9 protein-coding genes are annotated in these 12,166 nt (G+C 41.0%); 6 read left to right on the forward strand and 3 right to left on the reverse strand.

Annotated elements, in window-relative coordinates:
* The first annotated feature begins 113 nt into the window (after nt 1-113).
* The 3 genes from aceB to aceK all read left to right on the forward strand — a co-directional run bounded on the left by aceB (nt 114) and on the right by aceK (nt 4,930).
* A complete protein-coding gene (gene aceB / locus I3B46_RS01905) occupies nt 114-1,712 on the forward strand; it encodes a malate synthase A (protein WP_014656941.1) in 1,599 nt (532 codons plus the stop codon).
* Between the two features lie 53 nt (nt 1,713-1,765).
* Nucleotides 1,766-3,073, forward strand: coding sequence for an isocitrate lyase (gene aceA / locus I3B46_RS01910; protein WP_004925881.1), 1,308 nt, complete (start codon nt 1,766-1,768; stop codon nt 3,071-3,073).
* Nucleotides 3,074-3,178: 105 nt separating this feature from the next.
* Nucleotides 3,179-4,930, forward strand: a complete 1,752-nt coding sequence (gene aceK, locus I3B46_RS01915; protein ID WP_004925884.1) for a bifunctional isocitrate dehydrogenase kinase/phosphatase — start codon at nt 3,179-3,181, stop codon at nt 4,928-4,930.
* A 60-nt stretch (nt 4,931-4,990) separates the two neighbouring features.
* On the opposite strand, the gene I3B46_RS01920 is transcribed toward aceK, so the two are convergent.
* Nucleotides 4,991-5,632 (reverse strand): bifunctional 4-hydroxy-2-oxoglutarate aldolase/2-dehydro-3-deoxy-phosphogluconate aldolase, encoded by a 642-nt coding sequence (locus I3B46_RS01920; protein WP_104873043.1) that lies wholly within the window; start codon nt 5,630-5,632, stop codon nt 4,991-4,993.
* A 25-nt stretch (nt 5,633-5,657) separates the two neighbouring features.
* Nucleotides 5,658-7,454, reverse strand: a complete 1,797-nt coding sequence (edd, locus tag I3B46_RS01925) for a phosphogluconate dehydratase (RefSeq protein WP_395756079.1) — start codon at nt 7,452-7,454, stop codon at nt 5,658-5,660.
* Nucleotides 7,455-7,811: 357 nt separating this feature from the next.
* Here edd and I3B46_RS01930 point away from each other — a divergent pair, with 357 nt between their 5' ends.
* From I3B46_RS01930 to I3B46_RS01940, 3 genes are all read left to right on the forward strand, one after another.
* Nucleotides 7,812-8,600 (forward strand): N-acetylmuramoyl-L-alanine amidase-like domain-containing protein, encoded by a 789-nt coding sequence (locus I3B46_RS01930; protein WP_004925887.1) that lies wholly within the window; start codon nt 7,812-7,814, stop codon nt 8,598-8,600.
* Nucleotides 8,601-9,071: 471 nt separating this feature from the next.
* On the forward strand, nt 9,072-9,347 hold the full coding sequence (locus tag I3B46_RS01935) for a helix-turn-helix domain-containing protein (RefSeq protein ID WP_004925889.1): 276 nt from the start codon (nt 9,072-9,074) through the stop codon (nt 9,345-9,347).
* Nucleotides 9,348-10,264: 917 nt separating this feature from the next.
* The gene (locus I3B46_RS01940) at nt 10,265-11,149 is read left to right on the forward strand and encodes an N-acetylmuramoyl-L-alanine amidase (RefSeq protein WP_014656937.1); all 885 of its coding nucleotides are present in this window, start codon (nt 10,265-10,267) and stop codon (nt 11,147-11,149) included.
* 18 nt (nt 11,150-11,167) lie between these two features.
* On the opposite strand, the gene iclR is transcribed toward I3B46_RS01940, so the two are convergent.
* A complete protein-coding gene (gene iclR, locus I3B46_RS01945; protein WP_004925895.1) occupies nt 11,168-11,998 on the reverse strand; it encodes a glyoxylate bypass operon transcriptional repressor IclR in 831 nt (276 codons plus the stop codon).
* Nucleotides 11,999-12,166 lie beyond the last annotated feature (168 nt).

The raw sequence follows: 12,166 nt of genomic DNA on the forward strand, positions 1-12,166 counted from the left end.
AATTATATATCAATATGTTGTATTTAAATTAAAATAAAATGGAAACTATTTTTGATTTATTTTTATTTTGAGTTAGTCTTAATTTATCGGCAGATATGAGAGAGGATCGACCAATGGATCAGCAATTATCAGCATCAACATTAACATTTACTAAGAGTTTTAATCAGCAAGATAGCAAGGTGCTAACGACTGAAGCTATCGCGTTTCTTTCTGATCTGGCAGAAAAGTTTTCCGCTAAAAGAGATGTGCTATTGAAAGAAAGGCAAGTTAGACAACAGAAAATAGATTCTGGCATGTTGCCTGATTTCATTTCAGAAAGTGATTCCATTAAAAAGGCTGATTGGAAAATTCAAAATATCCCTGAGGATTTGCGTGATCGCCGAGTTGAGATCACTGGCCCTGTAGAGCGTAAGATGGTGATCAATGCGCTTAATGCCAATGTTAAAGTTTTTATGGCTGATTTTGAAGATTCACTCTCCCCTTCATGGGATAAATTGATCGATGGGCAAATTAATTTAAGAGATGCGGTTCGAGGCGATATTTCGTATACCAACGAAAATGGAAAGGTTTACCAATTAAAATCTAACCCTGCTGTATTAATCGCGCGTGTTCGTGGTCTGCATTTAGATGAAAAACATGTTTTGCTCGATGGTAAGCCAATCCCCGGAGGGTTATTCGATTTTGCGCTCTACTTTTTTCATAACTATGAAGCGCTACTAGCAAAAGGAAGTGGCCCTTACTTCTATATACCCAAACTTGAGTCTTGGCAGGAAGCTCAATGGTGGAGTGATGTATTTAGTATGGCCGAAGACTCTGTTGGTTTACCACGAGGAACGATTAAGGCCACCGTACTTATCGAAACACTGCCAGCTGTTTTTCAGATGGATGAAATCTTGTATCACATGCGCCAGCATATCGTTGGTCTAAATTGTGGCCGTTGGGATTATATTTTCAGTTATATCAAAACATTAAAAGAGCACGCAGATAGGGTATTACCTGATCGCCAAGTCGTGACCATGACACAACCTTTTTTAAGTGCTTATTCTCGGTTGCTGATTAAAACTTGCCACCGTCGAGGGGCTTTTGCAATGGGGGGGATGTCTGCCTTTATCCCAAGTAAAGATGCACAAGAGAATAAAGCTATTTTAGAGAAGGTTAAAGCTGATAAGGAATTAGAAGCCCGTAATGGTCATGATGGCTCATGGGTTGCACACCCTGGGTTAGCAGACACCGTCATGGCGGTTTTTAACCAAGCACTGGGCGAACACCAAAACCAATTACACGTATCGCGCGATTCAGACGAAGAAATTACCGCTCAGCAGCTATTGCAGCCTTGTGATGGCGAAAGGACGGAAGCGGGTATGCGAGCGAATATCCGAGTTGCAGTTCAATATATTGAAGCATGGATATCTGGAAATGGTTGTGTACCGATATATGGCTTAATGGAGGATGCTGCAACGGCAGAAATTTCTCGTACCTCTATTTGGCAATGGATCCGCCATGGTAAGTCGCTTTCAAATGGTGAAAAAGTCACTAAAGCCCTCTTTGAAGAAATGTTAGATGAAGAATTACAAGTCATTCAAAAAGAGCTTGGTGATCAGAAGTTCCAAAGTGGTCGTTTCCGTGAGGCCGCTGACTTGATGCGAAGAATAACAACGCAAGATGAACTCATTGAGTTTTTAACAATACCTGGTTACCAATTTATTAATTAAGCACGATTAAAGCCGTTCCGATAGGCCCTACTTAAATTATAAGGAATACGAACATGACGATATCACGCGCAGAGCAGATTGCCCAATTAGAGAATGAGTGGAAAAAAGCACGTTGGGAAGGGATCACTCGCCCTTATAGTGCTGAAGAAGTGGTGAAGCTGCGTGGTTCAGTTAACCCAGAACATACTCTAGCGACCAGAGGGGCACAAAGGTTATGGGATCAACTCCATGGCCATTCTAAAAAAGGTTATGTGAATGCCTTAGGTGCCTTAACGGGGGGACAAGCATTACAGCAAGCCAAAGCGGGAATTGAAGCTATTTATCTTTCTGGCTGGCAAGTGGCAGCGGATGCGAACACGGCATCAAGTATGTACCCTGACCAATCGTTATACCCGGTCGATTCGGTTCCTTCGGTCGTGAAAAAGATAAACAACACGTTCCGTCGGGCGGATCAAATTCAATGGGCTAATGGGATTGGGCCAGAAAATAAGGAATACATTGATTTCTTCCTCCCTATCGTTGCTGATGCTGAAGCGGGATTTGGTGGGGTGCTAAATGCCTTTGAACTAATGAAAGGTATGATTGAAGCGGGAGCTGCTGCCGTACATTTTGAAGATCAGCTCGCGGCGGTTAAAAAATGTGGTCATATGGGTGGAAAGGTACTAGTACCAACCCAAGAGGCTATACAAAAGTTAGTTGCGGCTCGTTTAGCAGCGGATGTGTCGGGAGTACCAACGATTTTAATCGCGAGAACGGATGCAGACGCCGCCGATCTTTTAACGTCGGATTGCGACCCGTATGATGCCGAATTTATTACAGGGGAAAGAACCAACGAAGGCTTTTTCCGTACTAAAGCGGGCATTGAGCAAGCCATTAGCCGTGGGCTCGCTTACGCGCCATATGCTGATTTGGTCTGGTGTGAAACATCAAAACCTGATTTAGAGGCGGCTCGCCAATTTGCCGAGGCGATCCACGCGAAATACCCGGGTAAATTACTGGCTTATAATTGCTCACCTTCCTTTAACTGGAAGAGAAACTTGGACGATGCGACGATTGCTCGCTTCCAAGATGAGCTTTCAGCGATGGGTTACCGCTTCCAGTTTATCACATTGGCGGGTATTCATAGCATGTGGTTTAACATGTTTGATTTAGCTCATGCGTATGCACAAGGTGAAGGTATGAAGCACTACGTAGAGAAAGTTCAGGAGCGTGAGTTTGCTGCGATTGATAAGGGTTATACCTTCTCTTCGCATCAGCAGGAGGTGGGAACGGGTTATTTTGATAAGGTAACGACTGTGATCCAAGGTGGAACATCATCAGTCACTGCGCTGACAGGTTCGACGGAAGAAGAGCAGTTTTAACCAGAAACTTCTTTCATTAAGCCGCGCATATTTTTCTTTTGTTCATATGTATCTGTTTTTTGTTTTACCGGCACTTTCGAGTGCCGTTTTTTGTCAGGAGCTACTATGACACTATCGACTGAACAGATAATTTCTCAAACCATTTTACAAGGTTTTGATGCTCAGTATGGTCGTTTTTTAGAGATTACATCAGGTGCACAGGAACGATTTGAACGAGCAGATTGGCATGCTATTCAAGATGCGATGAAACAAAGAATACAGTTGTATGACCACCATGTAGGGTTAGTCGTGGCTCAGTTACAATTTATGGGTTTGGTTCAGTCATTAACGCCAGAAATGCTTTCGAATATTAAACGGGTATACACGGCATTGTTACCGCATTACCCGCGTTTTGAGATTGCAGAAAGTTTTTTTAATTCGGTGTATTGTCGTTTGTTCCAGCATCGGGAACTGACGCAAGACAACTTATTTATTTTTACCTCTCAGCCAGCTCGGCGTTTTAGTGACCTGCCTAGGCCATTAGCTCGAGAATATCCGGTTAAAGACAGTTTGTTTAATGTACTGGAAGAAGTGCTAAGTGCATTGCCGCTACGTTTGCAGTGGCGCTCTTTAAGTTGGGATGTGCAATGCATTGTTGAGAGCCTAATAGAACGATTCCCTAATATTCGCAATGAAACGGTTACTTTCCAGATTGCGAATGAATTGTTTTATAGAAATAAGGCAGCGTGGCTGGTGGGAAAATTGGTCATTAATAATGAAGTTCACCCCTTTTTATTACCTATTCATCATGACGCTGACCACAAAATTTATGTTGATACCTGTTTAACGGGGTTTGATGAAGCCAGCATCGTCTTTGGTTTTGCTCGCTCTTATTTTATGGTTTATGCCCCATTTCCAGCCGCATTGGTTTTTTGGTTACGGGAAATTTTACCGAGTAAATCTATTGCTGAACTGTATATGGCAATTGGCTGCCAAAAACATGGAAAGACGGAGTACTATCGTGAATATCTGGCTTTTATTAATTTTTCTCGAGAACAGTTCACGATAGCGCCTGGTGTGAAGGGAATGGTAATGTTGGTATTCACTTCGCCTTCTTTTGATCGCGTATTTAAATTGATTAAAGATGAGTTTGCTCCACAAAAAGAGGTCACGAGGGAACGTGTACAGGAGTGCTATCGGCTTGTTAAAGAACACGATAGGGTTGGGCGAATGGCGGATACCCAAGAATTTGAAAACTTTATTATTGAAAAGCGTTATATCAGTGATGAACTGATGGCGGAATTACTTAAGGAAGCCCCTTCCCTGATAGAAGATTTAGGCGACAAAATATTGATCCGTCATTTGTATATGGAACGGAAGATGACGCCATTAAATATTTATATGGATGAGGCTGACGAAGCGCAATTACATCATGTGATTGATGAGTATGGTCAGGCGATAAAACAGCTAGCGGCAGCAAATATTTTTCCAGGCGATATGTTATTTAAAAATTTTGGTGTGACACGTCATGGCCGCGTTGTTTTTTATGACTATGATGAAATTTGCTATATGACCGAAGTAAATTTTAGGAAGATCCCTGAACCTATGTACCCAGAGCAAGAACTTTCGGGGGAGCCTTGGTACAGCGTGGGAGAGCAGGATGTTTTTCCAGAGGAGTTTGCGTTATTTTTATGCCAAGACCCTAAAATACGCGGTTATTTACAGAAGCGGCATGCCAACTTATTTACGGCAGAATATTGGCAAGGCTTACAAAATAGGATCCGCAGCGGCTATATCGAGGACGTCTATGCTTATCGAGAAGATTTGCGCTTTAGTTTACGTTTTGGACAGGAGCCAATGCAGCGACTTAGTGGCTGAGTTAAGCAATAGAGCCACAGTATTGGGATACTCTGGCTCATATTGATATATCAAATTTAATTATTGCTGAGCGCCTTTAATCGCTTCTTCTGCCAATTGAGTGATTCGTTGATAACCACCGGATTCAAGGGCATCTTCTGGCACTAACCATGAACCACCGATACACAATACACTTTTCAAGGCAAGGTAATCGCGGTAGTTAGCTGGCGATATTCCACCCGTTGGACAAAATTTAACTTGTGAGAAGGGGCCAGCAATTGCTTTTAATGCTTTTACACCGCCATTGGCTTCGGCAGGGAAGAACTTAAACTCTTTTAAGCCATAATTCATACCGAGCATTAATTCTGAAACGGTTGATATACCTGGAATTAGAGGGATACAACCTTTTGTTGCTGCACTGAGTAACTCTTCGGTAAGACCTGGGCTAATAGCGAATTGGGCGCCAGCCTCAGTGACGGCTGTGAGTTGTTGAGCATTAATCACAGTGCCTGCTCCGATCATCGCCTCGGGCACTTCATTGGCAATAAGACGAATTGCATCAATGGCACACTCAGTACGCAGTGTCACTTCAAGTACTCTAATTCCCCCTTTTACCAGTGCTTTTGCGAGAGGAACCGCCTGTTCAAGTTTATTGATCACAATGACGGGAACGACAGGGCCTGCATTGAGTACATCTGCAGCAGCTAACTTCCAATTATGCATAATCTTTTCCTATTCACTGAAGGAGTTAAAAATCGAGACTACAAGCCCCTTCTTCGGCACCCGAGAAGTGGTTTCTTAATGCACTAAAGAGCTCTCGACCACAGCCTGAACGTTGGGCTCTTAAATCTGGTTGATAAGCCTGACGAGCGGCGAGTGTTGGTTCATCGACTCGCAGAGTCAATTCACCCGTTACACCATTCACACGAATGATATCGCCATTTTCCACCTTAGCCAGTAAACCGCCATTATGTGCTTCAGGGGTGACATGGATGGCCGAAGGAACCTTACCTGATGCGCCGGATAATCGACCGTCTGTTACTAGTGCAACTTTATAACCTCTATCCATAAGAACCCCTAATGGAGGCATGAGTTTATGGAGTTCAGGCATACCATTTGCAGATGGGCCTTGGAAACGGACAACAATGACGCAATCACGATCTAATTCCCCAGACTCAAACAGCGGCAAAATATCGTGTTGGTTATTGAAGACGACAGCAGGAGCTTCAATGATTTGATTCGCTTCCGGTATTGCGGAGGTTTTCATGACGGCGCGTCCTAAATTCCCCGATAAAACTTTTGTACCACCATGATGGGAAAATGGCTGATTAATATCTGCGATGACGTTCAAGTCAAAGGAGGTATCGGGGCCGTCACGCCACGCTAAATGACCGTTGTCTAGCCAAGGCTCCATGGTGTAGCGTGAGAGGCCATTACCAGCAACAGTATGAACGTCGTGATGGAGTAATCCTTTGGATAAGAGCTGGCGGATAAGGAGAGGTACTCCGCCTGCGGCTTGAAATTGATTTATATCTGCTTGACCATTGGGGTAAATGCGGCAGATTAATGGGATCACTGCTGATAGCTCAGAGAAATCATCCCAATTAATGATGATCCCTGCTGCTCGTGCAATAGCCACTAGGTGCATAGTTAAATTAGTTGAACCGCCAGTTGCAAGTAAGGCGATAATACCATTCACAATGACCTTTTCGTCAATTAATTGGCCTATTGGCAGGTAATTACCTGATTGTTCGGTTAAACGAGTAATTTGGCGTGCTGCTGCCTCGGTTAAGGCGTCGCGTAAGGGGGTATCCGGCTGAACAAAAGAGGCCCCCGGTAAATGTAGACCCATAACCTCCATGACCATTTGGTTAGAGTTTGCGGTACCGTAAAAGGTACAGGTGCCAATACCATGATAAGAGGCAGCTTCAGCTTCTAATAGCGCGTTTCTATCTACTTTGCCTTCGACATATAGCTGGCGGATGCGGACTTTTTCTTTATTTGGTAACCCTGTTGTCATTGGGCCGGCAGGAACAAAAATAGCGGGAAGGTGACCAAAGGACAAGGCACCAATCATGAGGCCGGGCACAATTTTATCGCAGATCCCAAGGTATAACGCGCCGTCAAACATATTATGTGAAAGGCCAATTGCGGTAGACATTGCAATCACATCACGGCTTAGCAGAGACAATTCCATGCCATCTTGCCCTTGAGTTACACCATCACACATTGCAGGCACGCCGGCGGCAACTTGCCCAATAGCACCCGATTCGAGTAACGCTTTTTTCAGACGCTCAGGGTAATTGTCATAGGGGCGGTGAGCTGACAGCATATCATTATAAGAGTTAATGATCGCAATATCAGAGCGTGTCATGCTTTTGAGGATCTTCTTATCTTCAGGTTGGCAGGCTGCAAATCCATGAGCGAGGTTACCACAAGCAAGTTCTGCACGATGAACGGTTGTACTACGTGCTTGCTCAATTTTGTGTAGGTAATGCTCTCTTGTTTTTTTTGAGCGAGCGATAATACGTTTGGTGATCCGCATTATTTCAGGATGAACGGAGGAATAACCGTTCTCTATCTTATTGGAATTGCTCATAATTACTAACCTCATCACAGAGACTTTTTATCTACCAACACGCATTTATCAAATAAGGGCGCTGAAGAGACTTTATTTGTTTAGCGATATGTTACCGGTAACATTGTTAATTGAAATGCATAGAGTTGCAATGGATCGTGGACAGATTTCGAAGTATCTGTGATCTGAATCAAGATTACTTGACTTGTTGATTGAGGGAAAATTGTGCTGTTTTCGATTAATAGGCTGAATTTTGTGAATGATTTGTGGTCTAGTAATAGGCTTACACATTGATTGAGAAAGAAGGTCTATAGTCGGGGATTCATGCTAAAACGGTTTATTGCAGTGGCATTACTGTTCACATCGTCTTTAACATATGCAGAGACGGTATTGGAATCAGGCTCGCTATCAATACTCAATGATATTCAGCAACGTACAAAAGGACTGAATGAAGAGCAGCGGGTTAAAGTGATAACTGAAACATTGCTAGGCACGCCTTATAACAGTCACACGTTGAACGCTTCTTTTTCGGCGAAAGAAACGTTGGTTATAAATTTAAAATCAATGGATTGCATGACTTTTATTGAATATACAGAAGCATTTAAAAGATCAGAGAATTATGATGATTTTATTCATAATCTAAAAAATATCCGTTATACGCAAGATAATATCTCCTATGTGAATCGACGGCATTTTTTCACCGATTGGTTGTATCAAAACGACGGTATGGTGTTTGATATCACCCAAACCATCAGCCCTAACGCAGTTCAGGTGTATAAAAATCTTAATTTAAAAAGTCATGGGCAGCGCTTTATTCAAGGTCTACCGGTAACGAAACGCGTAGTCAGCTATATACCGACAGAGTATATCGATGAGGCTGTGTTGGATGCGCTACAGACAGGGGATTATATTGGGATTTATGCTAATCGGGCTGGGCTAGATGTAAGTCACGTTGGGATTGCTATTCGTCAGGGCGGTAAAATTTATTTTAGAAATGCTTCCTCATTAAAACTTAATTTGCAAGTTATGGATATAGAGTTAATGCGCTATTTGCGTGGTAAGGCTGGGATCATTGTCGTCAGATCCACAGTAGACTCATCGACCGGATATTAGGGGATTACTTCAAGTTCTGATATCGCCATTAGTTAAATTTACAGCTTTAAATATATCTTTATGGAGCTGACTGTATTCAATTTGAATTGGATTTAATTTAATATTTAATTCATAAATTATGATCTACCTCATATTATGGATTGTTGTTACTCATTTTTCAGGAATTCTAAATATTGTTTAAAGTGTCTAACTATTTCTAGAGTTATTTAAAGTGTAAATAGTTATTAAAATATTAAGTATAAATAATTAACTATAAAACTAATTGTAGGCGTGATAAAAATAAAAAAATGATTAAAAAGCAATGAATTGCTTTTTTAAAAAAGGAATAAATTTGTTTAATAAAATGAATGATAACTATTAACTATCAATATGTTAAATTTTGATTGCTGATAACTATTTTTAAAGAGGGGGGGAAATTCTATAATAGTTGGGCTAATAAAATAATATTATTTCCTTTTCTAGGAGAGGGATATGGCGATAAAAAAAAGAGAAGATGTGTATGCTTTATTAGGTCACCATTTGCGTCAAGCAAGAATGAAAAGAGGATTATCTGGTCACGAATTAGCAAATATTATTAATTTAAGTCAGCAACAAATCTCGCGTTATGAGCGTGGCGTAAATAAATTGAGTTTAGATAAACTTATTGAAATTATTGTATTTTTAGATATCGATGTTAAAGATATTGTGAGGATTATTACGACAGAAGTTGAACATGAGAAGCGAACTTTCTATACATCAATAGAATAGGAAATTTATTTGAGATTAGGAGGTCTGACGAGATTCTCTAATTTATTAGAGGAATTTTTAGGCTGTTCTGATAAAGACTAAAACTTTGTTAATAATTTTAATCTAATATAGTCAATGTGACTAGTTATCAACGCGTAATATGTGTTCGAGCACCTCTATGGGTAACTGGTATTAAATTATCGGTTACCCACTCAAACTGTAAAATATACTAATATAATTGGTGAATATATCACTCAAGGTATGCTTATTTACCTTAGTCATCCATGACTCTTTCGTTATACATCGGATAAATAATCGCGATTGAAGGTCAACTTATATCTGAACTATCAAGACTAGATAAATAAACATGTGGTTTATACTTAATAAAGTATTCCGATTGATTATTTTTTATCAGATTAATTATAAATTATTCTAAAATTAATCATCTATCATATCAATTTTTGATAATTTGATTTTAAAGAAACCAGACCGTTTTCGTATTTTTACCCTTTTATTAGGTTTTGGTTTTAACTATTAACCAAATAAAGGCTATATTTGATTAAAGTAAAATAGTAACCAGATTGATAATGGTAACCTAAACCAATGAATTAAACTTATGCTAAATTCTTTTGAAACAAATTAGAGATAAAATAATCAACCCATTTAAGGTAAGGATGCCGTGCAGGCTATAAAGCATTTTCCGTGTATATGATAGCCTGAATCGAATGGTTAAAATGCTCAAAATAACGGTTACGCACTTTGGCTTAAGCATGGGTAAAAAAGGTATTTCAATCGTTTTTTTTAATATGGATAATGCCCTATTTTTCTTGGCGATTTAGCTTAGATAATCGTCTATTTTTATTTTGTGTATTCTTTGTAAACAAATAAATAGGTAGAATGCCTGTCAATTTAACATAGGGGCTATAAGGACAGATTGAATGATCCGTTATTTATTAATTCTAATGGTTTTTATTATTTCAGGTTGTTCAACGCTGTCACCACGGCAGGGATACTATGTTGATAATCGCTATCCGTCACGCAATACGAGTGAAAGGGTCCAATATGTGGTTTTGCACTATACAGTGTCTGATGACAATCAATCTATCTATCTGCTCACTAAAGGTAATGTGAGCTCCCATTATCTGATCCCAAGTACTCCCTCACAGGAAAATAATAAGCCCGTGGTATTACAGCTAGTGCCGGAATCGCTAAAGGCATGGCATGCTGGTGATAGCCATTGGCTAAATAGCAGTAATTTGAATGATACTTCAATTGGTATTGAAATTGTGAATTCAGGTTTTTCCACGGATCAGAATGGCCGTAAAATATGGGCTCCTTTTAATCAGTCGCAAATTTTAGCTTTAATCCCGTTAGTGAAAGATATTATGCAGCGCTATAATATCCCTGCGCAAAATATCATCGGGCATAGTGATATTGCGCCATTACGCAAAGAGGACCCCGGTAGAGCCTTTCCATGGGAAGAATTGGCGAAACAAGGCATTGGCGCATGGCCTGATGCTGCGACAGTAAAAGGTTATTTGTCGAATAGAGGGAAAGACGAGCCGAGTAATGTGCTATTGTTGCAGAAGGCACTAAGGTTTTATGGCTATGCGGAAATTCCGCTATCAGGGGAGCTGGATGGGCAGACGCAACAGATCATTAGCGCATTCCAAATGCATTTCCGTCCACGGAACATTGATGGAAAAGCCGATGCTGAAACTGAGGCAATTGCGTTAGCGCTCATTGAAAAGTACCGTGATATGCCACGTTTCTTATCTACAAATTCATTTACGCATCCACAGGTTCAGCATATAACTAATTAATAACCTTATTTTTATAGGTTAGCGGATCGCGCCATATTCACGACTGATCTCTTTGGCGGCTTTGATCACCATAGCGCCGAGTTCAGTCACCCGATCGTCGGTGATCCGTGAAAGTGGCCCTGAAATAGAGATGGCAGCAAATGCCTCTTTGTGTTCATCATAAATACATGCGCCAATGCACCTGAGTCCTAAAGCGTGCTCCTCATCATCATAAGAGAACCCTTGCTTTTTCGCTTGTTGCAGGTTTTCTTTAAGGGCAGATGGCGTCGTTAAAGTATAAGGTGTATAGGCGTGAAGCCCTTTTTTACTCAATAGTGGAATGAGTTGTTCTTCCGGTAAGTTGGCGATAAATGCTTTACCTGCACCGGAAGCATGCAGAGGAAGTTTCCCACCGATAGGGGCAGACATGCGCATTAAAGCATTACATTGCACTTGGTCGACAATGACTGCGTCGAATTCACTATGGTCAAGAATAGCAAGGTTGACGGTCTCACCGGACTCTTCCATTAAACGACGTAAAATAGGGTGAACTAAGGCTAGTAGGTTACGACTTTCAAGGAAGCTGCTCCCAATAATAAACGCATTAGAAGCAATCACCCATAAGCCGAGATCGCCAGTCTGACGGACAAAACCGTGTTGTTCGAGTGTCATGAGCAAACGGTGGGTTGTGGAGTTAGGTAGACCCGCTTGTAGAGCAAGGTCGGTCAACGCAATCCCTCCCGTTGATTCAGAAATATATTCCAAAAGGGTTAGCCCACGACTTAATGACTGGACTTGACCTGCCGCAGGTGCTCCACTTGCCGGCCCCTTTGCCTTTTTTATTTTTTTACTGATTGATGCAGTCGCCATTAAGTCTCTCCTGACTGGAATGAATTTTTGTTTCTATTATGGATGATTTCACCTCAAAATACTCATCGGATCAGTGAAAAATTAGATCTTATGCAACCTGAGAAACTCTCATCATGAGGTGGAATTCTCAACGTAAAAATTATGATAGGATGAATGTGGCACTAATTT

The sequence above is a fragment of the Providencia sp. 2.29 genome, assembly GCF_015832305.1.
GTDB classification, from domain to species: domain Bacteria; phylum Pseudomonadota; class Gammaproteobacteria; order Enterobacterales; family Enterobacteriaceae; genus Providencia; species Providencia stuartii.